18 protein-coding genes and 1 pseudogene are annotated in these 21,443 nt (G+C 69.7%); 8 read left to right on the top strand and 11 right to left on the bottom strand.

Features of this window, described 5'->3' with window-relative positions; translation table 11 throughout:
- Positions 1–94: 94 nt before the first annotated feature.
- The gene (locus QN245_RS04815; protein ID WP_184447088.1) at positions 95–964 is read left to right on the top strand and encodes an ion transporter; all 870 of its coding nucleotides are present in this window, start codon (positions 95–97) and stop codon (positions 962–964) included.
- A 4-nt stretch (positions 965–968) separates the two neighbouring features.
- Here the strand turns inward: QN245_RS04815 and QN245_RS04810 are convergent, their stop codons facing one another.
- The 4 genes from QN245_RS04810 to QN245_RS04795 form a co-directional block, all read right to left on the bottom strand.
- A complete protein-coding gene (locus QN245_RS04810; RefSeq protein WP_160965328.1) occupies positions 969–1,391 on the bottom strand; it encodes a VOC family protein in 423 nt (140 codons plus the stop codon).
- A gap of 102 nt (positions 1,392–1,493) precedes the next feature.
- Complete coding sequence (locus QN245_RS04805; RefSeq protein ID WP_184645310.1) at positions 1,494–2,654, bottom strand: ROK family transcriptional regulator; 1,161 nt, start codon at positions 2,652–2,654, stop codon at positions 1,494–1,496.
- 178 nt (positions 2,655–2,832) lie between these two features.
- Positions 2,833–3,648 carry an SDR family oxidoreductase gene (locus tag QN245_RS04800; protein WP_317844694.1) on the bottom strand — a complete coding sequence of 272 codons (816 nt, stop codon included), beginning with the start codon at positions 3,646–3,648 and terminating at the stop codon, positions 2,833–2,835.
- Between the two features lie 127 nt (positions 3,649–3,775).
- Positions 3,776–4,438, bottom strand: coding sequence for a serine/threonine-protein kinase (locus tag QN245_RS04795; RefSeq protein ID WP_160965326.1), 663 nt, complete (start codon positions 4,436–4,438; stop codon positions 3,776–3,778).
- A gap of 133 nt (positions 4,439–4,571) precedes the next feature.
- On the opposite strand from QN245_RS04795, the gene QN245_RS04790 reads away from it, so the two are divergent.
- The gene (locus QN245_RS04790; RefSeq protein ID WP_317844693.1) at positions 4,572–5,963 is read left to right on the top strand and encodes a GntP family permease; all 1,392 of its coding nucleotides are present in this window, start codon (positions 4,572–4,574) and stop codon (positions 5,961–5,963) included.
- Positions 5,964–6,114: 151 nt separating this feature from the next.
- Positions 6,115–8,127, top strand: coding sequence for a bifunctional DedA family/phosphatase PAP2 family protein (locus QN245_RS04785; RefSeq protein ID WP_317844692.1), 2,013 nt, complete (start codon positions 6,115–6,117; stop codon positions 8,125–8,127).
- Positions 8,128–8,214: 87 nt separating this feature from the next.
- On the opposite strand, the gene QN245_RS04780 is transcribed toward QN245_RS04785, so the two are convergent.
- From QN245_RS04780 to QN245_RS04765, 4 genes are all read right to left on the bottom strand, one after another.
- Positions 8,215–8,685 (bottom strand): protease inhibitor I42 family protein, encoded by a 471-nt coding sequence (locus tag QN245_RS04780; protein ID WP_317844691.1) that lies wholly within the window; start codon positions 8,683–8,685, stop codon positions 8,215–8,217.
- Positions 8,686–8,951: 266 nt separating this feature from the next.
- On the bottom strand, positions 8,952–9,533 hold the full coding sequence (locus QN245_RS04775) for an LON peptidase substrate-binding domain-containing protein (RefSeq protein ID WP_048491782.1): 582 nt from the start codon (positions 9,531–9,533) through the stop codon (positions 8,952–8,954).
- Between the two features lie 28 nt (positions 9,534–9,561).
- Entirely contained in the window at positions 9,562–11,001 is a 1,440-nt protein-coding gene (mpl, locus tag QN245_RS04770) for a UDP-N-acetylmuramate:L-alanyl-gamma-D-glutamyl-meso-diaminopimelate ligase (protein WP_317844690.1), read from the bottom strand.
- Positions 11,002–11,438: 437 nt separating this feature from the next.
- Complete coding sequence (locus QN245_RS04765; protein ID WP_160965320.1) at positions 11,439–12,002, bottom strand: adenylate kinase; 564 nt, start codon at positions 12,000–12,002, stop codon at positions 11,439–11,441.
- A 145-nt stretch (positions 12,003–12,147) separates the two neighbouring features.
- On the opposite strand from QN245_RS04765, the gene QN245_RS04760 reads away from it, so the two are divergent.
- Positions 12,148–13,404 carry a 6-phosphofructokinase gene (locus QN245_RS04760; protein ID WP_160965318.1) on the top strand — a complete coding sequence of 419 codons (1,257 nt, stop codon included), beginning with the start codon at positions 12,148–12,150 and terminating at the stop codon, positions 13,402–13,404.
- A gap of 243 nt (positions 13,405–13,647) precedes the next feature.
- Here the strand turns inward: QN245_RS04760 and QN245_RS04755 are convergent, their stop codons facing one another.
- Positions 13,648–14,967, bottom strand: a complete 1,320-nt coding sequence (locus tag QN245_RS04755; protein WP_184645298.1) for an energy-coupling factor ABC transporter ATP-binding protein — start codon at positions 14,965–14,967, stop codon at positions 13,648–13,650.
- A gap of 5 nt (positions 14,968–14,972) precedes the next feature.
- On the opposite strand from QN245_RS04755, the pseudogene QN245_RS04750 reads away from it, so the two are divergent.
- Positions 14,973–15,334 (top strand): annotated as a pseudogene (locus QN245_RS04750) (DUF6434 domain-containing protein).
- Positions 15,335–15,548: 214 nt separating this feature from the next.
- Here QN245_RS04750 and QN245_RS04745 read toward each other — a convergent pair.
- Positions 15,549–16,088, bottom strand: a complete 540-nt coding sequence (locus tag QN245_RS04745; protein WP_260302973.1) for a hypothetical protein — start codon at positions 16,086–16,088, stop codon at positions 15,549–15,551.
- A gap of 255 nt (positions 16,089–16,343) precedes the next feature.
- On the opposite strand from QN245_RS04745, the gene QN245_RS04740 reads away from it, so the two are divergent.
- Complete coding sequence (locus tag QN245_RS04740) at positions 16,344–18,371, top strand: sodium-translocating pyrophosphatase (RefSeq protein ID WP_160965314.1); 2,028 nt, start codon at positions 16,344–16,346, stop codon at positions 18,369–18,371.
- Between the two features lie 56 nt (positions 18,372–18,427).
- Here QN245_RS04740 and QN245_RS04735 read toward each other — a convergent pair whose 3' ends face one another.
- A complete protein-coding gene (locus tag QN245_RS04735) occupies positions 18,428–18,916 on the bottom strand; it encodes a hypothetical protein (protein WP_317844689.1) in 489 nt (162 codons plus the stop codon).
- Positions 18,917–19,111: 195 nt separating this feature from the next.
- Here QN245_RS04735 and ppa point away from each other — a divergent pair, with 195 nt between their 5' ends.
- Entirely contained in the window at positions 19,112–19,645 is a 534-nt protein-coding gene (gene ppa, locus QN245_RS04730; protein WP_160965310.1) for an inorganic diphosphatase, read from the top strand.
- A gap of 158 nt (positions 19,646–19,803) precedes the next feature.
- Positions 19,804–20,919, top strand: a complete 1,116-nt coding sequence (locus QN245_RS04725; RefSeq protein WP_184645294.1) for an HDOD domain-containing protein — start codon at positions 19,804–19,806, stop codon at positions 20,917–20,919.
- Positions 20,920–21,443 lie beyond the last annotated feature (524 nt).

Below are 21,443 nucleotides of genomic sequence, written 5' to 3'. Positions count from 1 at the left end.
GGATTCTCCAGCAACCGCGTCGCATCCGATCAGGACGCCGCCTGCCGCGGCGTGCGCGTCCGCGGCTGCAATGCGGCTCGGGTAGCATGGGCGCATGCGCTTTTTCCTCGATTCCCAACTCGCCCCGGCGACCGAGCACGGCTGGCGGCGCCGTTGGTTCGACATCATCTATCGGCACGACACCCGGGCGTCGCGCAACTTCGACCTGTTGCTGGTCGCGGCGATCCTGGCCAGCGTCGCGGTGATCCTGGCCGACAGCGTGCCGGCGCTGCACGCCCGCCACGCGGACACCCTGTACGTGCTGGAGTGGGGCTTCACCGCGCTGTTCACCGCCGAGTACGCGTTGCGCCTGGCCACGGTGAAGCGGCCGCTGCGCTACGCGCTGAGCTTCTGGGGCGTGATCGACCTGTTGTCGACCTTGCCCACCTACATCTCGTTTCTGCTGCCTGGCGCGCAGACGCTGCTGGTGGTGCGCGTGCTGCGGGTGCTGCGGCTGTTCCGCATCCTCAAGCTGACCCGCTATGTCGAGGAAAGCAGCCTACTGGTCGACGCGTTGTGGCGCAGCCGGCGCAAGGTGTTCGTGTTCCTGTTCACGGTGATCACCCTGGTGGTGATCTTCGGCGCATTGATGTACGTGGTCGAAGGCCCAGCGAACGGATTCACCAGCATCCCCACCGCGATGTACTGGGCGGTGGTGACGATGGCCACGGTCGGCTTCGGCGACATCGCCCCGCTCACGCCGCTGGGCCGCGCCATCACCTCGGTGCTGATCCTGATCGGCTACAGCATCATCGCCGTGCCCACCGGGATCTACACCGCCGAACTGGCCAACAGCCTGCGCGATGTCGACCGCAGCCGCGCGCCGGATCAGCGCACCTGCGCGCACTGCGGCCTGCAAGGCCACGACCGCAACGCCGGCTATTGCCGGGGCTGCGGTCAGGCGTTGCCCGATACCGCGCCCTGAGCCATTACCAGACGCCGGTATTCGGCATCGACGCCCACGGCTCGGCCGGCGCCAGCGCTTCGCCCTTCTGCAGCAATTCGATCGAGATCAGGTCGGGGCTGCGCACGAAGGCCATGCGCCCATCGCGCGGCGGACGGTTGATGGTCACGCCGAGCGACTGCAGGTGCGCGCACAGGGCGTAGATGTCGTCGACCTCGAAGGCCAGGTGGCCGAAGTTGCGGGCGCTGCCGTAGTCCTCGTCCGAGCCCCAGTTGTAGGTCAGTTCGACCTCGGCCTCCGGGTTCTGCGGGGCGCCGAAGTACACCAAGGTGAACTTGCCGGCTTCGTTCTCGATACGGCGGGTTTCGTGCAGGCCCAGGCCTTCGGTGAAGAACTTGCTGGTCTTCTCCAGGTCGTGGACGCGGATCATGGCGTGCAGATATTTCATCGTGACAGCTCCGTGGTGGGGATCAGGCGCGCACCGTGCCGCGATGGCGCGCGGAAAGGGCGCATAGGGTAGCGCCGGCGGCGTGCAGGCATGGCGACCGGTTCAGCGGAAATAGCAGGCCTTCAACGGCAGCGCCGCCGCGCCCACCGCGCTGGCATCGGCGGTGGCGGCGGCCGGCAGCAGCAGCGGCAACGGCCGCGCCTGGCCGCGCCGCGGCTGGTTGTCGATGCGCACGTGCGGAATCAGCCGCGTCGCCAGTTCGCGCGGCATGCGCCCGCCGAACACCACCGCCTGCGGATCGAAGATCGCCACGATCGCCGACACGATCAGCGACAGGCCCGGCGCGACCCGTGCGATCCAGCGCTCGATCGCCGGCCACGCCGGATCGTAGGCCGCCAGCAGCGCGCGGATGTCGGGCAGCGCGATGCCGTCCTCGGCCAGCAATTGCCGCAACAGCTCCAGCGTGCCGCGCTCCAGCCCCTGCTGCGGCAGCATGCCGGCGAACTCGCCGGCGTTGCCGTGCGCGCCGCGCAGGCAGGCGCCGTCGATCACCACGCCGCCGCCCAGGCCGTAGTTGAAGTGCAGATAGGCGAAATCGCGGTACTGGCGGCCGATGCCGAGCAGGCTCTCGCCCGCCGCCGCCACCGTGCCGTCGTTGTCCACCCACACCGGCAGCCCCAGCGCCTCGGCCAGCCAGTCGCCGATCGACAGCTCGCCCAGCGCACGCAGCGGCTCGGGCGGGTTCATGTGCACGCCGTCCTCGACGAAGAAGCCGGTCATCGCCACGCCCGCACCCAGGCGCGGACCGAGCCCGGCACCGGCAGAGGCCGTCAGCGCGGCATCGGCCTCGCGCAGTTGCGCCAGCAGCGCGGCCGGCTCGGTCGAACGCAGCGCATGCTCGGCGGTGGCGCGGATCTGTCCGCTGAAATCCAGCAGCGCCAGCGACAGCGCGTCGGTCGCGATCGCATAGCCGACGGTGTGGCCGTAGCCGGGATTGAGCGCGATGCCCGCGCCCGGCTTGCCGCGGCCCGCATGCGCCAGCGAGGCGCCGATCGCGACCAGGCCGCGCTCGGCCAGCGCGTCGACCAGGCGCACCGCCGACTGCACGGTCAGCCCGGTGCTGCGGCTGAGATCGGCACGGGTGGCGGTGCCGGCCAGGCGCAGGCGATCGAGCATGTGCCGCTCGTTGTCGCTGAGATCGGCATGGACGGCGTGACGGGACTCGGGAAGACGCGGCAAGGCGACGGCGACAGGAGCGGGCATAGGCGGCGGTGGCGTGAAGACCCCGGCAGCATAGCCGCGCCGCACGCCGTCATTGCGGCGCCAACGGCGATTAGGTGGAACAGAGCGTTTTCGCGGCGCGCCGCGATCGTTCGATCCATGTCGTCCTTGCCCGAAGCGCGCAGCCGCATCGCGTCCGGTCAGCCGACCACGCCGGGCCTTAGTCCAGGAACAGGTCCGGCAGCAATGGCTGCGCCGGATCCAGCGCATAACCGGACAGATCGTGCACGCCGGCCTCCGCCAGCACCGCGTCGTCGATCAGGAACTGGCCATGGAAGCCGGCGGCCGGCCGGGTCAGCACCGCGTGCGCGGCGTCGGCCATGATCTCCGGACGGCGGCCATTGCCGGCCTCGACGCCGGGGATCATGTTCAGCGCCTCGGTGGCGATCAGCGTGCGCGGCCACAGCGCATTCACCGCCACGCCCTGCGGACCGAACTCGCCGGCCAGGCCCAGGGTGACGAAGCTCATGCCCATCTTGGCCAGGGTGTAGCCGGTATGCGGCGCCCACCACTTGGGATCGAGCGACGGCGGCGGCGCCAGGGTCAGGATGTGCGGGTTGGCGCTGCGCAGCAGATGCGGCAGGCAGGCCTGCGCGCACAAGAAACTGCCGCGCGCGTTGACCTGCTGCATCAGGTCGAAGCGCTTCATCGGCGTGTCCAGCGCCCCGCGCAGCCAGATCGCGCTGGCGTTGTTGACCAGGATGTCGATGCCGCCGAAGGCCTCCACCGTCGCTGCCACCGCCGCGCGTACCTGTTCCTCTTCGCGGATATCGCACTTCAGCGCCAGCGCGCGCCCGCCGGCCGCCTCCACCTCCGCCGCTGCGCTGTGGATGGTGCCGGGCAGCTTGGGATTGGGCACCGCCGACTTCGCCGCGATCGCCACGTTGGCACCATCGCGCGCCGCACGCAGCGCGATCGCCAGCCCGATGCCGCGCGAGGCACCGGTGATTAGGAGGGTTTTGCCTTGTAAGGTCACGGGATTGGGGATTCGGGAATGGGGATTCGCCAAAGCTTAGCGCCTTTGCCGTCTGCGCCATGACAGCCTCAGACGGCAGCCATCCGCTCTTGCCAATCCCCAATCCCCAATCCCGAATCCCGGCGCTTCAGGGCTTCGGCCCCTGCCCCTCGTTGTCTTCCCACTTGAGCAGGCGCCGGGTCACGAAGCGGTACACCGGCTTGCCGCTGGCGAACCACAGTTCGCGCACCCAGGAATGGCGCTTGAGCAAGCGCCGCTCGATCGGGGTGAGCGCGTGCGCGCAGTACATGCGCTTGTGCTTGAGCAGGTGGCGCAGATCCTCGCGCGCCAGCAGGCGCATCCAGCGCGAGCGCGGCGCACCGCGCACGGCAAGCTGGAAATCGATCAGCGCCGGGCTGCCGTCCGCCAGTACCAGCCAGTTCGCTTCCTTGGCCAAATCGTTGTGCGCCACGCCGCGCCGGTGCACCTGCTGCAGCAGGCGCCGCGCGGCGCGGAAATAGGCTAGGTCGCCGCGCGGCGGGCGCTGGTACATCGCCGCGCCGTCCAGGTAGCTGCGATCCAGAAAGGTGCCGTCCCAGCCGCGCAGTTGCGGCGTCGCGGCCATGCCGTCCAAGTGCCGCAAGGCGAGCGCCTCGCGCCGCGCCAGCCACCACGCCGGCAGCCGCAGCCACCACGGCGAGGCGGTGAGATCGCGGCGCACGAAACGCGCCTCGCCCTCGCCCAGCAGCAGGATGCGACCGAAGCTGTCGGCCTTGAGGATCTGGACGGTGCGGGGAGCGGCGGCGGGCATCCGGCCAGTGTAGAGCGTGCGCTGCCGTTTGCGCGGCGGACCGGTGCCCTGCCAGGCCATCGTCATGGGTCATCGACCCAGCCGGGTGAGAGAGCACGCTAAGCTTGCGAGCGATCCACGCGGCATCTCCCCCATGAGCTCCAACGACCTGTTCCTGCTGTTCACCGCACTCTTCAGCGTCATCGCCCTGGTCCTGCTGATCGTGGCGCGCCCCAAGCTGCATCCGCTGCTGGCGCTGCTGCTGGTGTCGCTGGCCACCGGCCTGGTCGTCGGCATGCCGATGGACGCGCTGCTGCACGCCGTCGCCACCGGGGCGGGCAAGACGCTGGGGGCGGTGGGCCTGGTGGTGGCACTGGGCGCGATGCTCGGCAAGCTGTTGGCGCAGGCGGGCGTGACCGACACGCTGGCCAACGCGATCCTGCGCCGCGCCTCGCCACGCGCGCTGCCCTGGGCCATGGCGGGTGTCGCCTTCATCGTCGGCATTCCCATGTTCTTCGAGGTCGGCCTGGTGATCCTGCTGCCGCTGATCTTCGGCGTGGCCCGCAAGCTGCAAGCGCAGCGCCAGGTCAGCGGCTCGGCCTATGCCTACGTGGGCGTCCCGGTCATCGCCGCCCTCGCCGCCATGCACGGCATGGTGCCGCCGCATCCTGGCCCGCTCACCGCCATCGCCACGCTGGGGACCAGCGTGGGCGCCACCATGCTCTACGGCTTCATCGCGGCCATTCCGGCCATCGTCCTGGCCGGACCGCTGTACGGCCGCTACATCGCGCGACATATCCAGGCCGAGCCGGACGCGGCGCTGCTGGCACAGTACGCGTCGGCCGACGCCGAGGACGGTGACGCATCCGCACAACGCACGCCGCCGGCCTTCGGCCTGGGCGTGCTGGCGGCGCTGGCGCCGGCCCTGCTGATGCTGTGCCACGCCGTGGCCGAGATGCTGTTGCGCAAGGATTCGGCAGTACTGCATGCCACGGCCTTCGTCGGCCACCCCATCGTCGCGATGCTGCTGGGCGTGCTGTTCGCGCAGGTCGCGTTGCGGCCGGGTGCGCCGGCCGCGCTGCGCAAGACCCTGGGCGACAGCGTCAAGCCCGTCGCCGGCGTGCTGCTGATCATCGCCGGCGGCGGCGCCTTTCAGCAGGTGCTCACCGATGCCCATGTGGGCGATGCGATCGTGCACATGAGCCAGCAATTGGCGTTGTCGCCGCTGCTGCTGGGCTGGCTGATCTCGATGCTGCTGTCGGTGTCCACCGGCTCGGCGACGGTCGGCGTGGTGGGCGCCGCGGGATTGCTGGCGCCGCTCGGCAGCGCCGAACCCACGCTCAATCTGCCGTTGCTGGCGCTGTCCATCGGCTGCGGCTCGCTGTTCTTCAACTACGCCAACCATGCCGGCTTCTGGCTGGTGAAGGAATCCTTCGGCATGAGCATGGGCGAGGCGACCAAGACGATCTCGGTGGTGCAATCCATCGTGGCGCTGGTGGGGCTGGGGATGGTGCTGTTGCTGAACCTGCTGCCGCCGTTGGCATGAGCCGTCGCGACGGCCGTGCGGCGTCGCCCTCGCCTTGCGACGGGCTGCCGCAGCGCGGTGGGACCTGGAGGATCCGAACGGTGCGGGCCGCCGCGGCGGGCGTTGCCGCGGCGTGGACAGACCGTCATCGCCTGCCCTCTATAATCGCCCGATGAATGCCTCATGGACCGATGCCACGCTGGAGTGGATCGCAGCACACCCCATCCTGGCCGGCGCGGTCATCTTCGCCATTGCGTTCTGCGATGCGGTCATCATCCTCGGCACCCTGGTGCCGGCGCTGCCGCTGCTGTTCGCGATCGGCGTGCTGATCGGCCTGGGCCAGATCTCCGGCCCGTATGCGGTGGTCAGCGCCGCGCTCGGCGCGCTGATCGGCGATGCGCTCAGTTACTGGGTCGGTTACCGCTGGGGCGACCGGTTGCGCACCTACTGGCCGTTCCGGCGCTACCCGCAGCTGCTCGACCGCGGCGAGGCGATGTTCCGCCGCAATGCCTTCAAGAGCATCCTGGTGGCGCGCTACGTCGGCGCCATCCGTCCGTTCGTGCCGGCGGTGGCGGGCATGATGAAGATGCCGCTGCGGCGCTATCTGCTGCCCAGCAGCGTGGCCGCGGTGACCTGGTCGCTGCTGTTCCTTGGACCGGGCTGGCTGCTGGGCCAAGCCTACGACGCAGTGGCCGCGGTCGCCGGGCGCCTGTTCCTGGTGCTGGGCCTGCTGGCGCTGGCGCTGGGCCTGGTGTGGGCGATCGTGCTGTACGGCTACCGCTGGTCGGCCGGGCACATGGACGCGCTGCTGGCGCGGGCGCTGGACTGGTCGCGCCGGCATCCGGTGCTGGGCCGCTATTCGATCGCGGTGTTCGACCCGCAGCGCCGCGAATCGGTGCCGCTGGCGATGCTGGCGGTGATGCTGCTGGCGCTGGGCTGGGGCTGGTTCGCGCTGCTGATGGTGGTGGTGGCGCACGGCGAGCCGCTGCGCCTGGACCTGGCGGTGCACGACCTGATGCTGGCCCTGCGCAACCCGCTGGCCGACTACCCGATGACCGCCCTGGCCTCGCTCGGCAACTGGCAGGTGCTGGTGCCGCCGACCGCGCTGGGCCTGCTCTACCTGGCCTGGCGCCGGCGCTGGATGGCCGCGGCGCACTGGCTGGCGGCGCTGGCGTTCGGCCTGGCCCTGACCAAGCTGCTCGGCGCCACCGTGCACGTGGTACGCCCGCCGGCGGCCAGCAGCGGCTTCGGCTTCCCTTCGGTGGCGGTGACCATGGCCACCATCAGCTTCGGCTTCTTCGCGGTGCTGATCGCGCGCGAGCTGCCGGGGCGCTCGCGGGTGTGGCCGTACCTGCTGTCGGGCGCGGTGGTGACCCTGATCGGCTTCGCCCGCCTGTACTTGGGCGCGCACTGGCTCAGCGACGTGGTCGGCGGCATGCTGTTCGGCATCTTCTGGCTGCTGGTGCTGGGCATCGCCTACCGCCGCCGCTTCAACCGCGGGTTCTGGATGAAGCCGCTGGCCTGGCTGTTCTACGGTGGCTTCGCGATCGCCGCGCTGTGGTACGCGCCGCGCCAGCTGGAACGCAAGCTGGCCAAGTTCGAACCGCCGCCGCCGCAGGTGACGCAGCTGGCGGACGCGGCCTGGTGGCAGCACGACTGGCGGATGCTGCCGTCGCGGCGTAACGAGTTCGACGACGACCAGCGCTGGCCGCTGGACATCCAGGTGGCCGGGCCGCTGGCGCCGCTGCAGCGCCAGCTCGAAGCGGCCGGCTGGCGCGTGCAGCCGCAGGCCGGCTGGCAGCAGGCGCTGCAGTTGCTCGACTACAAGGCCACGCCCGCGCAGGTGCCGGTGCTGCCGGCGACGCTGGACACGCGGGTGGAATCGCTGCTGATGCTGCGCCCCGGCCCGAATCCGGACGAGCTGTACGCGCTGCGCCTGTGGCCGGCGCCGGCCCGCCTGCAGCCGGGCAACGTGCCGCTGTGGCTGGGCAGCGCGCAGAGCCTGCGCTACGAACGCCACTTCAACCTGATCGGGTTGTGGCGGCCGCTGCGCGGCGCCGATCCCGCGCTCACCGCGGTGACCGAAGCGCTGCACGCGGTGCCCACGCGCAGGGACATGCATCGTCGCAGCGAGATCCCCGTGCTGCTGGTGCGCAGCGATGGCGAGGCGCCGCCGTCGCACTGACCGGCAGCGGTACGCCTCAGCCTCGAACCGGTCGGCGCCGCGCCGGTGCAGCGCTGCCCTGCGGACGCCGACGAGCGACGATGGCGGCTACTTCACCTCGACCCGGATCGAACGCGAGTCGGTGGCACGATCCTCCCAATGCCGCGAGTAGATGAGATCGATGGTGCCGCTGCCGTGATCGATGGCCTTGAAGGTGTAGGTGACATTGCTGGGGCAGCCCATGCGGCCCGTTGCACAGGCCGTGCCGGGTGCATGCTCGATGTCGAGCAGCGCCAGCGACGCGGGCAGGCTGCGCAAGGCCCAGGCGCTGCCGGTCGACCCGTTCTCGGAGAGCGTGACCGCGAACAGTTGCCCGCGCTGCAGGGCGAACGGCTTCATCGATGGCGTCAGGCAGGTCTTCGGCGACACCTGATCGGCATTGCCGGTGACCAGGGCGATGGAGCCGCGCGGACAGTCGGGCTGGCTGGCGGTGGGATTGGAGGCCGGCTCGACGGCGATGGCCGGCAAGCTCAGACAGCCGCCGGCGGACAGCAACAACAGCAAGAAGGAACGCCTCATACGAAGTCCTCGATCATGCGTGGATAGGACGTCAGGCCGCCGTGGCGGGATGCCGTTGCCGGCAGCCGAGCGCGGCCGCCGATCGCCGCCAAGCGTCGCCTGCGCCTGCTAGCGGCGCGCTGAACGCCGAATGCGAAGAGTGCGTGGGACGCCTGGGTGTAGCCGATCGAGGGCAGCGCGTGGCAATCGTGGCTGATGGCTACGCCGATGCCGCCGCCGTGCTCTACGCGCAGACCAGGACGGCGATGCCGCCCTCGCCGCCTCGCTCAGGGAATCCAGGCCAGCAACTGATCCAGCCGCGCGTGCGGGTCGTCTTCCTGCAGCAGCGACAGGCGTTGGCGTTCGTCCAGCGGCAGCAGTTCGGCCATGCGCCAGCCGACCCAGGCGGCCTGGTCGAGTTGCCGCGGACCGGCCAGCGGGTACACCGCGGCGGCCTGGTCGAGGATGCTGTCGAGCACGGTCGCCAACAGCGCGTGCTGCGGACGCAGTTCGTCGTCGCCATCGGCCTCGCGCCATTCCACGTCGCCGACGACGAGGCCGTTGTCGCGGACCCGGCTGCGCAGCACGTGGAAGCGCCGCGCGCCGCGCAGGCTCAGCACCAGCACGCCATCGGCGCCGACGTCGAAATCGACGATGCGCGCCTCGGTGCCGAACGCCGCCGGCACCGCCGGGGCGCCGGTCTCGCTGCCGTCCAGGATCAGGCAGACGCCGAAGCCGCTGTCGGTGCGCCCGCATTCGCGGACCAGGTCCAGATAACGGCGCTCGAACACCCGCAGCTTGATCGACGCGCCGGGCAGCAGCACCGCGTGCAGCGGGAACAGCGGCAGCGTGGTCCGCTGCGCGCTCATGCGCCGGCTCCGCCGTGCGCGGCGAGACTCATTGCAGCGCCGCCAGGAAGCGCCGCGGTGCGCCGTCGAAACCGCCGTTGGACATGAACACCACATGGTCGCCGGCGCGCGCCTGCGCCTGCAGCGCCGCCAGCAAGGCGTCCACGTCGGCCGCCGCACAGGCGTCGCCGCGCACCGCGGCGATCACCTTGCCGGCATCCCAGGCCAGCTCCGGCCGCTGCAGGAACACCACCGCGTCGGCGGCGTCCAGCGATGGCGCCAGCGCCTGGGCATGCGCGCCCAGCCGCATCGAATTGCTGCGCGGCTCCATCGCCACCACGATGCGCGCCGCGCCGACCTTGGCGCGCAGGCCTTCGAGCGTGGTGCGGATGGCGGTGGGATGATGGGCGAAGTCGTCGTACACGGTGATGCCCTGCGCCTGGCCGAGCACCTCCAGGCGCCGCTTGACGCTGCGGAAGCGCGCCAGCGCCGGCATCACCTGCGCCGGCGCCACGCCTACCGCGTGCGCCGCGGCGAGGGCAGCCAGCGCGTTCATCACGTTGTGGCGGCCGAGCAGCGGCCATTCCACCTCGCCCAACTCGCGGCCCTGCTGCAGGACCGCGAAGCGGCTGCCATCGGCGGCGATCAGGCGCGCGCTCCACTCGAAGGCCGGATCGAAGCCGAAGCGCTCGACCGGGGTCCAGCAGCCCATCGCCAGCACCTCGCGCAGGTGCGCATCCTCGCCGTTGACGATCAGCCGGCCGCGGCGCGGCACGGTCCGCACCAGATGGTGGAACTGGCGCTGGATCGCGGCGACGTCGGGGAAGATGTCGGCGTGGTCGTACTCGAGGTTGTTGAGGATCGCCACCAGCGGCCGGTAGTGCACGAACTTGCTGCGCTTGTCGAAGAACGCGGTGTCGTACTCGTCGGCCTCGACCACAAACAGCGGCCGGTCCGTCAGGGCCGGCTCCTGATGTCCTTCTCCCCCCGGGAGAAGGTGGCGCGAAGCGCCGGATGAGGGTTCGGCAGCCCTCTGCCCCAGCCGCGCGGAGACGCCGAAGTCCTCGGCCACGCCGCCGATCAGGAAGCCCGGTTCGCGCCCGGCCGCCTGCAGCAGCCAGGTCAGGATGCTGGTGGTGGTGGTCTTGCCGTGGGTGCCGGCCACCGCCAGGGTGTCGCGCCCCGGCAGCACCTGCTCGCTCAGCCACTGCGCGCCGGAGGTGTAGGCGCGCCCGGCATCGAGCACCGCCTCCACCGCGGCATTGCCGCGCGACAGCGCGTTGCCGACGATCACCTGGTCGCAGTCCGCGGCGATGTGCTCGGGCAGGTAGCCTTGCTTCAGCGCGATGCCCAGGTGTTCCAGCTGCGTGGACATCGGCGGGTAGATCGCCTGGTCGCTGCCCTCGACCGTATGGCCGAGTTCGCGCGCCAGCGCGGCGACACCGCCCATGAACGTACCGGCGATGCCGAGAATATGGATCTTGCTCATGGTCCGATTGTCGCCGATCCCCCGACGCACGCAAACCGGCGGCGCAGCCGGCCCCTGGCCGTGGGAGGCGCTGCATTGGGCGGCGCGGAGTTGGCTCGCCGCTGCGCAGTCAAGTAGGAAATCCCCCACATCGGCTGGGGAAAGTTCCCGATAGGCAAGTCGGGAGCGGACACCGAAAATGAACGGGCCAGCCTCGACACCCTGTGGTTCTACTCCCCAAGAGACCATCCCCAAGGGAGCTCATGTCGTGGGGCCCTGAGCAAGCCCGTTCGCTGGCACCTTCTTCCGGATCCCGCCCCGTGTGTGGCGTGGATATTGCGCGCCGTGCCTGTCGCTTTGCTGCGCAAGGCGTGCGTCTGATGTCAGTGAATCGGGCAATGCCCTGCGCTGTCTGCACGGCCGGCGCCCGCTGCGGGCGCCGGCCGTGCCAGGTGGCCTCAGCGGCCGATCGCCGCCAGGATGCGGGCGAGCACGTCGTCCTGCGAGCCGACGCCATCCACCCGCGCCAGCGTGCCGCGCTTGTCGTAGAAGCCGATCACCGGTGCGGTCGAATCGGTGTAGACCTGCAGGCGCTTGCGCACCGACTCGGGATTGTCGTCTTCGCGGCCTTCGGCCTTGGCACGGCCGGCGATGCGCTCGACCAGCAGCTCGTTGGCCACGTCCAGTTGCACCACCGCGTCCAGCGGCTGGCCGAGCTTGGCCAAAAGTTCGTCCAGCGCGCCGGCCTGGGCCAGGTTGCGCGGGTAGCCGTCGAGGATGAAACCGTTGCGCACGTCGTCGCGGCCGAGGCGCGATTCGAGCATGCCCAGCAGGATGTCGTCGGAGACCAGATCGCCGCGCGCCATCACTTCCTTGGCCTGCACGCCCAGCGGAGTGCCGGCGGCGACTTCGGCGCGCAGCAGATCGCCGGTGGAGATGTGTGGAATCTGCAGCTTGTCCTTCAGGCGGGCCGCCTGCGTGCCCTTGCCCGATCCGGGCGGTCCCAACAGCACCAATCGCATCAACCTGACTCCTCGAGGAAAGTACCGTGCGCGGCCGGCGGCGTTAGACTCGGGGGCCACGCCTGCGCTGCGCCGCAAGATCCCCAGCTTACCGCATCCAGGCAATGTCCCGGCAATGTCCCCACCCCAGGAGCGAGTCCCGACCATGGCCCAAGGCACCCTGCTGTACGCCCAGTCCGGCGGCGTCACCGCCGTCATCAACGCCAGCGCCGCCGCCGTCATCGGCGAAGCGCGGGCGCGCAAGGTCAAGGTGCTGGCCGCGCGCAACGGCATCCTCGGCGCGCTGCGCGAGGACCTGATCGACACCTCCAAGGAATCGGCGGCGGCGATCGCCGCGCTGGCCCACACCCCCGGCGGCGCGTTCGGCTCGTGCCGCTACAAGCTCAAGTCGCTGGAGGCCGACCGCGCCAAGTACGAGCGCCTGCTGCAGGTACTGCAGGCGCACGACGTGCGCTACTTCCTCTACAACGGCGGCAACGATTCGGCCGACACCGCGTGGAAGGTCTCGCAGCTGGCGCAGGCGTTCGGTTATCCGCTGCACTGCATCGGCGTGCCCAAGACCATCGACAACGACCTGGCGGTCACCGACACCTGCCCGGGCTTCGGCTCGGCCGCCAAGTACACCGCGGTATCGGTGCGCGAGGCGGCGCTGGACGTGGCGGCAATGGCCGAGACCTCGACCAAGGTATTTGTCTACGAAGCCATGGGCCGCCATGCCGGCTGGCTGGCCGCCGCCGCCGGACTGGCCGCGCAATCGCCGGACGACGCGCCGCAGATCATCCTGTTCCCCGAACGCGCCTACGACGAAGCCGCCTTCCTGGCGCAGGTGCGCAAGGTGGTGGACAAGGTCGGCTGGTGCGTGGTGGTGGCCAGCGAAGGCATCCAGACCGCCGACGGGCGCTTCGTTGCCGATGCCGGCGGCGGCACCGACGCGTTCGGCCACAGCCAGCTCGGTGGCGTGGCCGCGTACCTGGCCGGCAAGGTCAAGGCCGAACTCGGCTACAAGGTGCACTGGACCCTGCCCGACTACCTGCAACGTTCGGCCCGCCACATCGCCTCGCGTACCGACTGGGAGCAGGCGCAGGCGGTCGGCAAGGCCGCGGTGCAGTTCGCGCTGAAGGGCATGAACGCGGTGATGCCGGCGATCGTGCGCAGCAGCGACGCGCCGTACCGCTGGAAGATCGAGGCCGCGCCGCTGGCCAAGGTCGCCAACCACGAGAAGAAGATGCCCGCCGGTTTCCTGCGCAAGGACGGCTTCGGCATCACCGAGAAGGCGCGCCGCTACCTGCAGCCGCTGATCCGCGGCGAAGCGCCGCTGCCGTACGGCAGCGATGGCCTGCCCAAGTACGTGGCGCTGAAGAACGTGGCGGTGAAGAAGAAGCTGCCGGCCTGGGAGGGGTGACCCGGCCTGCGCACGCCGGCCATTGCGGCGCAGCGGCGCAAGCCGAGGCGCGCGTGGTGCATGGAGGATGGCGCCACCGCCAGTGAACCCGTTGTCGAACGTCGCAGCGAACGCAGCGGCTTCGCTTCATCGCGCTTGCCGTCCCCGCCATGCCGTTCTGGGCGCCCGTGCCGCGCGTCCTGGCGACTGCCTGGCGCCGGTTAACGCGGATGCAGCGGGTCCATTCCCATCGTGGCGTCAGCTCTAGCGCGCGTCGCGTTCCTGGATGGCATAGCGAACCGGCACCGACGGCAGCATCAACGCAGGGGCGGCGGTGCCCGGCGCGACCAGCGCCTGGTCCACCGCGATCGCGTCGTCGCCCTCGCGCTCGACGAAGGCCTGGACCAGGCGCGTGCCGGCCGTCGGCAACAACGCCTGCGGGATCGGACTCGGCTTGCGGCCCATCCCCTCCAGCCATTGCGGACGCCCGGCGACGAGCGTCGTGCGCGGGTGCACCACCTGCAGATCGACCGAACCCGCGAGCAGGCCTACCGTCAGTGGCTTGCCGTGCCGCATCAGCACCACGGATCGGCCATGGGTCTTGGGCTCGGCGATGGCATACAGGTCGGCATCGGGCCGATTCATCGGGATCGGCGACAAGCCCGCCTGGTCGATGGTCAACGGGTCGATTCCCGTGGCGCGCTTGAGCCGCTGCGCCATCATCTCGACCTTTCCGCCCTCGGCCGCGATCGGCCGTTCTGCGACATGGTGTTCGCCGGCATAGATCAGGATCTTGCCGCCGGCGGGAGCTTGCTCGAGCGCGCGCCGGACCAGATTGTCGGCCTGGTCCTGTTCCCGCTGCGCCTGCGCCTGGCCGGGATCGTCGGCATACTCCGTGCGCGTGGTTTCGTACGACACCGGGCGGTAGCCCAGCGCAAGCGACTGGCGCAGGAAATCGGCGAAGACCGGATCGTGCAGGTAATAGCCGCTCGGCTGCCGCACATAGCCGTCTTTCGAGAGCGCCGCCATCTTGTCGCGCGACACGGCATCGTCGGCATCGCGCTTCAACGCCTCCACCGCCAGCGTCGTGTAGCCGAGCGGACGCAAGGCGCGCGCGACCTCCAGCGCGAACGCGCGGCCGCGCGGATCGAGATGGTTCTCGTCGAGGATCACGATGCTGGTCCGGCGCGCGCGGCGGACGATCTCCGCAAGCGCGGAAACGCCGTGCGCGCCACGCAGGTCGGCGAGTTGTTCCTTGGGCACGTGGAAGTCCGCTGTCTTGGCCGGATTGAACGTCGGCATGCCGGTCATGCACGACATCACCTGCGTCCATTGGTCGAACACGTCCGCATCCTTGATGTCGGTCGCCGATGCGACACCGAGATGCGCCAGCAGGCCGAACGAGGCATCCAGATAGCGGCCATGCATGGCATCCTGCACGGATTGGTCGTTGGCGGCTTGAACACGCTTCGCCTCATCGGCCTCATCCGCCGCCGGCGAGGCCGCCGCGGAAGGCATCGCGGCCATACTCGCGGCTGACGCCGTCATCAGGAGCAGGCTACCGACGATCGATTGAAACCGCATAATGGATGCTCAGGCTTCTGGCGCGTTCGTCACTATTGCGGGGAACCTCGCGGAAGGCAAGAGCGAAAACGGCGCACACGATCGGCAGGAAACGAGAAAGCACCAGAATGCGCTTCGATTGGCACAACGGCCCGATCACCCGCGCAACGCCGGTGGACGACAGCTATCGCACGACGCAGGCCATGCGCCGCTTCCTGGCGCATGCGTGGCCAACGTCAGGTTCGATCGTGTCTTCATGGCGTGGATCGAGGACGGCGCGCCCAAGAACAGGGGCGAGGTCGCCGACGAATGGCTGCGCCGGCGGCAAACAGGATCCGAACCGACTCGATCAGTCTGCATGCAACTGCATGCTGCATACGTTCGATGAAAACCAGAGACGGCCCACAGCAGCATGCATCAGCGGCTGAAAAACCTACGTTCGGCGACGCCGCTAACGGCGCCGATGATGGCGACCGATACGGGCGTACAAGCGATCGAGCCGGTCAGGGAAACTCGCCCGACCAGCCGATGTCACTGCTCCGCATCGGCGACGCGGCATGCGCAGCGGCTGATTCCGCAAGGAATGTCGCTACGCATCCGGCTCAACGGCAGGCATTGCCTTCCAGCGTCATCTGCGCAGTGAACTCCGGGACCTGCGGGACCTTGCCGGCGGCCGCCTGCTGCTTGGCCTCTTCCAGATAGATCCGCGACTGGCCCTGGCCATCGCGCTCGGTGTTCAGCGCGACCGGCTTGCGCCAGACCCGTACCACTGCCTGCTGCGAAGGACAGGCTGCGCTGGGCACGCGGATCAGATCGTTGAACTTCCAGCCGGTGGCCTCGCTGGGCTTGGCCTGATCGAACTCGACCAGCTTGGCGCGCGGCTGGCAGGTGGGACTGCTGCGCACCGCGGAGAAGCGGTAGGGCTGCGCCGCATCGCCGGTGTACTGGCCCTCGAAGCGCACGCAGGCCTCGGGGATCTGGCGGATGGTGTGCACCACGCCCACCGCCTGCGGCGCACTGGCCGGGCGCTGCAGTTCCGGGGTCGGGTCGGCGGCCGCGGCGACCAGCGGCGCCAGCGTGCACAGGCCGAGGGCCAGGATCGAGGCGCGGCCGCACGGCCGCCGGGAAATCGTCGAGTGCATCGGATGGCTCCTGGGAAGCGATGCGCCACGCTGCCACGCGCAGACTGAACCGGACGCCAAAGTGCGACGCCCTGCCTGGTCGCTGGCGGCATCACGGAGTCAGGCGCATACTCGCCGCGTTCAGGCCAGTCGACATTGCGATACGCACCAGCGGCGCGCGTTGTGGCCGCGGAGTCGTTGCATGCTTCAGCTCCTCCGGTGTGATCCCACGGTATGTCCAGCGCTTGGGCGCCATCCACATCCTTGGGAGGGGTCATGCTGGAACGATATGCAGTCACCGTGGCACTGGCGTGCGCGGCTCTGGCGGTGCTCTACGGCATCGTCTCCACGCGCTGGATCCTGGCGCAGCCCGCCGGCAACGAACGCATGCGGCAGATCGCCGATGCGATCCAGGAAGGCGCCCGCGCCTACCTCAACCGCCAGTACCTGACCATCGCCATCGCCGGCGTGGTCCTGCTGGTGCTGGTTGGGATATTCCTGAGTTGGTACACCGCTGGCGGCTTTGCGATCGGCGCGGTGCTGTCGGGGGTCGCCGGCTACATCGGCATGAACCTGTCGGTGCGCGCCAACGTGCGCACCGCCGAGGCGGCGCGGCGTGGGCTGGCGCCGGCGATGGCGGTGGCGTTCCGCGGCGGCGCGATCACCGGCATGCTGGTGGTGGGGCTGGGCCTGATCGGCGTGGCCGGCTACTACGGCCTGCTGCAATGGCTCGGACACAGCGTGGGCGACAGCCTGCATGCGCTGGTCGGCCTGGCCTTCGGCAGTTCGCTGATCTCGATCTTCGCGCGCCTGGGCGGCGGCATCTTCACCAAGGGCGCCGACGTCGGCGCGGACCTGGTCGGCAAGGTCGAGGCCGGCATCCCCGAGGACGACCCGCGCAACCCGGCGGTGATCGCAGACAACGTGGGCGACAACGTCGGCGACTGCGCCGGCATGGCCGCCGACCTGTTCGAGACCTACGCGGTCACGGTGATCGCCACGATGCTGCTGGGCGGGCTGATGGCCGCCGAGGCCGGGCGCAACGCGGTGCTGTATCCGCTGGTGCTGGGCGGGGTGTCGATCGTCGCCTCGATCGTCGGCACCTTCTTCGTGCGCGTGCGCCCGGGCGGCTCGATCATGGGCGCGCTGTACAAGGGCGTGGTGGTCTCGGCGGTACTGGCGGCGCTGGCGTTCTGGCCGGTGACCCAGCAACTGATGGGCGACACCGCCGCCGGCGCCGGCAAGCTCTACGGCTGCGCGCTGATCGGGCTGGTGCTGACCGGCCTGATCGTCTGGATCACCGAGTACTACACCGGCACCCAGTACAAGCCGGTGCAGCACGTGGCCTCGGCCAGCACCACCGGCCACGGCACCAACATCATTGCCGGCCTGGGCATCTCGATGAAGTCCACCGCGCTGCCGGTGATCGCGGTGTGCGCGGCGATCTGGGGCGCGTTCGCACTGTCGGGCCTGTACGGCATCGCCATCGCCGCCACCGCGATGCTGTCGATGGCCGGCATGATCGTGGCACTGGATGCGTACGGCCCGATCACCGACAACGCCGGCGGCATCGCCGAAATGGCGGAACTGCCGCCGGAGGTACGCGCGGTCACCGACCCGCTGGACGCAGTCGGCAACACCACCAAGGCGGTGACCAAGGGCTATGCGATCGGCTCGGCGGCGCTGGCGGCGCTGGTGCTGTTCGCCGACTACACCCACAACCTGCGCGCCGCACATCCCACCGAGACCTTCGCCTTCGACCTGTCCGACCACACGGTGATCATCGGCCTGCTGATCGGCGGCCTGATCCCCTACCTGTTCGGCGCGATGGCGATGGAGGCGGTCGGCCGCGCCGCCGGCGCGGTGGTGGAGGAAGTGCGGCGGCAGTTCCGCGAGATCCCCGGGATCATGCAGGGCACCGGCAAGCCGCAGTACGACCGTGCGGTGGACATGCTGACCCGCTCGGCGATCCGCGAAATGATCGTGCCCTCGCTGCTGCCGGTGGCGGTGCCGATCGTGGTCGGCCTGTTGCTGGGCCCACGCGCGCTCGGCGGCCTGCTGATCGGCACCATCGTCACCGGCCTGTTCGTGGCCATTTCCATGACCACCGGCGGCGGCGCCTGGGACAACGCCAAGAAGTACATCGAGGACGGCCATTTCGGTGGCAAGGGCAGCGAGGCGCACAAGGCCGCAGTGACCGGCGACACCGTCGGCGACCCGTACAAGGACACCGCCGGCCCGGCGATCAACCCGCTGATCAAGATCATCAACATCGTCGCGCTGCTGCTGGTGCCGCTGCTGTAGCCACACGCACAGTGGGCGCCGGCGGCATGCCGGCGCCCACCGCGCAGCTTCCGCCGCTACAGGCAGTCGATCAGCCCATCGTTGATGCTGCGTTCGCTGTGCGGCAGCGGCGCGAACAGCGGCCGCTCGCCCGACAGCGCCGCGTACAGTGCGTGCAGCCGGGTCTGCGGCTGCAACGGCGTACGGCAGTGCCACAGCCGCGCATCGACCACGACCCGGCCGCTGTCCGGATCGACACTGGCCTCGCTGGCACCGAAGCTCCAGATGCACTCCCCGATCACCCCGTCGCGCTGGCGTACCGAACAGCGATAGCGCAGCGGCCGGTAGTCGCTGTAGTCGCCTTCGCAGAAGGTGTCGCCGCAGAGCTGGTCGAAGTCGTGCGCCAGCCGTCGCTCCAGGTCGGCGAACGCCTCCCAGCCCTCGCCGGGGGCGGGATAGTCCATCGCATCCACGTAGGTCGGTTGCACCTGTTGCGCCTGCGCAGCGCCGCAGGCCAGGACCAGCACCGCCAGCAGCGGCAGCATCGATCGCCGGATTCCGTTCATCGCCTTGCTCCTTGGGGGACAGTGACCGCAGGATCGCCGCCGCCCGGTACCGGCACTATCGGAATGCGCCCCATGCGGGCGGGTATGGAGCCCGAAACCGCTGTAGGAATCCTCCGAACCGGCATGCGCTGCATTGCAACAGCCAAGCGACTAGAATGCCTGCCTCTTTAGAAGCCACTCCACTGGAGCTAGCGCATGGGTCTGGAACTGGTCACCTCCGGCAAGAACCTGCCGGAAGAAATCAACGTCGTCATCGAAATCCCCAAGGATTCGGAGCCGGTCAAGTACGAAGTGGACAAGGCCAGCGGCGCCATCTTCGTCGACCGCATCCTCTCCACCCCGATGCGCTATCCCTGCAACTACGGCTACGTGCCCAACACCCTGTGCGGCGACGGCGACCCGGCCGACGTGCTGGTGGTGCTGCCGCTGCCGCTGGTGCCCGGCTGCGTGGTGCGCTGCCGCCCGGTCGGCGTGCTGAAGATGAGCGACGAGGCCGGAAGCGACGAGAAGATCCTGGCGGTGCCGGTGGCCAAGGTGTTCGAAGGCTACGGCCACATCGAGGACATCGCCCAGGTCTCGGGCCACTGGATGGAGCGCATCGGCCACTTCTTCGAGCACTACAAGGACCTGGAAAAGGGCAAGTGGGTCAAGCTCGACGGCTGGGGCAACGCCGAGGAAGCCAAGCGCATCCTGCGCGAGTCCGTGGCCCGTTACGAAGCCGGCGCCTGAGCCGCGCCGCCGTGGCGGGGCACTGCCCCCGCCACGGCTGATCCGTTTCACGTTTTTGGCGTTGCCGGGCGCCGTCCTTCGGGGTTTGCGGTACATTGCGCCATGGCATCACCGAGCCGGGTCCGTCCGCGACCCGGCTCTTCTTGGGGGACAGTCTCTTGCGCATCCTGTTCGTCGGCGACGAAGCCAGTCTTCCGTCCGAAGTCACTGAATACATTCGCGATCTTGGCGAGGACTGGCAGGTCCAGAGCGTCGCTGACGGCAATGCCGCCATCGCCGCGGCGGCCACGGTGCGCCTGGATGCGGTGATCGCCGCGCCGACGCTGCCGGACCTGACCACGGCCACCCTGCTCGGCCAGATCCGCACCCTGAGCCCGGAAACCATCCGCATCGCGCTGATCGAAGCCGAACAGAGCAACCGCGCGCCGCCGGCGCGGATCATCGGCGTGGCGCATCGGTTCCTGCCGCTGCCGCTGTCCCCGGAAATGCTGCTGGAGGCGGTCACCAGCCTGGAGGAACTGCAGGAACTGCTGGGCAACCCGCGCCTGCGTTCCAGCATCGGCCGCATCGAGAAGCTGCCCTCGCCGCCGCATCTGTACCTGAGCCTGATGCACGCCCTGGAGCAGGACGAAGGCAGCAACGCCGCCGACCTGGCCAAGCTGGTCTCGGCCGATCCGGCGATCGCGGCCAAGGTGCTGCAGCTGTGCAATTCGGCGTTCTTCTCCAATGGCCGCACCATTTCCGACCTGCGCACCGCCGTGACCCGCCTGGGCACCGCCACCCTGCGCGACCTGGTCCTGGCCAGCGAAGTGTTCTCGGTGCAGGCGCTGTCCAACGCCGAGCGCAACGCGCTGCAGCAGCGCTCGCTGCTGGCGTCCAAGCTGGCCGCGAAGATGCTGCCGACCTCCAGCGTCGAGCTGGGGTCGACCGCGGCGCTGCTGGCCGACATCGGCCTGCTGCTGCCGGGCGTGCGCGACGAGCGCGAGCCGCCCACCGACGCCGACGACGTCCGGCCGGGCCACGCCGAAGCCGGTGCCTACCTGCTCGGCCTGTGGGGCCTGCCGATGCCGATCATCGAGGCGGTAGCCTTCCATCGCCAGCCGCAGCGCTCCAGCACCCGCAGCTTCTGGGTCACCGGTGCGGTGCACGTGGCGATGGCGCTGGCCAGCGGCTCGGAGATCGACGAGGAGTACCTGGCCAAGACCGGCATGCTCAACAAGCTGCCGACCTGGCGCGAGCACGCCGAGAATCTGATGGGTCTGACTTCGGCGTAAGCCCATCGTGGTGCACGCGGCCCGTTGCCGCGTGCGTCGCCCCCGACAGGCGCCGTGCGGCGGCGTCACATCGTTTCCGCCACTGCGCCGAGCGCTCCCGGATCACGGCGCGTCGGCATGGTGCCGCTGTGGCTGCCGGTGGCTGCCCTCGCCACAGGACATGCCGATGGGCGCCCGAACGGCCACGCCTACGCCATGCCAGGTCGCGGCTGAGCCGCTCCTACGACGAGCGCCCGGCGACGGATGCCGGGGCGGCTCTTGTGCCCCTTCTTAAGATCAACCTCTGCCGCAGGGCAGCGGATGCCCGGCGCATGCTGGCACGGCCGCTCACCTTCGCCCGATGCTAACCGGGGCGCCTTGCATACAGCGATCCACAGTCCTCTCGCTGCGTCGCCGCCGCATCGGCCGCAACCAATTGGCTGGGCTGACGGTTCCAGGGCTTGCACAACCCACAGCCACGCTCCAATCGATATGAGGCACAAAAAAAGACGGGCCTTGCGGCCCGTCTTCGTTTTACGCAGTAC

The sequence above is a fragment of the Xanthomonas rydalmerensis genome, from assembly GCF_033170385.1.
GTDB lineage: Bacteria > Pseudomonadota > Gammaproteobacteria > Xanthomonadales > Xanthomonadaceae > Xanthomonas_A > Xanthomonas_A rydalmerensis.
This window is presented reverse-complemented; position numbering and strand designations above follow the sequence as displayed.

Excerpts from the sequence above, each read along its gene's own strand:
- QN245_RS04735 (WP_317844689.1), bottom strand. The coding sequence starts at position 18,916 with ATGAACGGAATCCGGCGATCGATGCTGCCGCTGCTGGCGGTGCTGGTC.
- QN245_RS04805 (WP_184645310.1), bottom strand. The coding sequence starts at position 2,654 with ATGCCCGCTCCTGTCGCCGTCGCCTTGCCGCGTCTTCCCGAGTCCCGT.
- QN245_RS04785 (WP_317844692.1), top strand. The coding sequence starts at position 6,115 with ATGAATGCCTCATGGACCGATGCCACGCTGGAGTGGATCGCAGCACAC.
- QN245_RS04810 (WP_160965328.1), bottom strand. The coding sequence starts at position 1,391 with ATGAAATATCTGCACGCCATGATCCGCGTCCACGACCTGGAGAAGACC.
- QN245_RS04755 (WP_184645298.1), bottom strand. The coding sequence starts at position 14,967 with ATGCGGTTTCAATCGATCGTCGGTAGCCTGCTCCTGATGACGGCGTCA.
- QN245_RS04745 (WP_260302973.1), bottom strand. The coding sequence starts at position 16,088 with ATGCACTCGACGATTTCCCGGCGGCCGTGCGGCCGCGCCTCGATCCTG.
- QN245_RS04760 (WP_160965318.1), top strand. The coding sequence starts at position 12,148 with ATGGCCCAAGGCACCCTGCTGTACGCCCAGTCCGGCGGCGTCACCGCC.
- QN245_RS04780 (WP_317844691.1), bottom strand. The coding sequence starts at position 8,685 with ATGAGGCGTTCCTTCTTGCTGTTGTTGCTGTCCGCCGGCGGCTGTCTG.
- QN245_RS04815 (WP_184447088.1), top strand. The coding sequence starts at position 95 with ATGCGCTTTTTCCTCGATTCCCAACTCGCCCCGGCGACCGAGCACGGC.
- QN245_RS04775 (WP_048491782.1), bottom strand. The coding sequence starts at position 9,533 with ATGAGCGCGCAGCGGACCACGCTGCCGCTGTTCCCGCTGCACGCGGTG.
- QN245_RS04765 (WP_160965320.1), bottom strand. The coding sequence starts at position 12,002 with ATGCGATTGGTGCTGTTGGGACCGCCCGGATCGGGCAAGGGCACGCAG.
- QN245_RS04740 (WP_160965314.1), top strand. The coding sequence starts at position 16,344 with ATGCTGGAACGATATGCAGTCACCGTGGCACTGGCGTGCGCGGCTCTG.
- mpl (WP_317844690.1), bottom strand. The coding sequence starts at position 11,001 with ATGAGCAAGATCCATATTCTCGGCATCGCCGGTACGTTCATGGGCGGT.
- ppa (WP_160965310.1), top strand. The coding sequence starts at position 19,112 with ATGGGTCTGGAACTGGTCACCTCCGGCAAGAACCTGCCGGAAGAAATC.
- QN245_RS04795 (WP_160965326.1), bottom strand. The coding sequence starts at position 4,438 with ATGCCCGCCGCCGCTCCCCGCACCGTCCAGATCCTCAAGGCCGACAGC.
- QN245_RS04790 (WP_317844693.1), top strand. The coding sequence starts at position 4,572 with ATGAGCTCCAACGACCTGTTCCTGCTGTTCACCGCACTCTTCAGCGTC.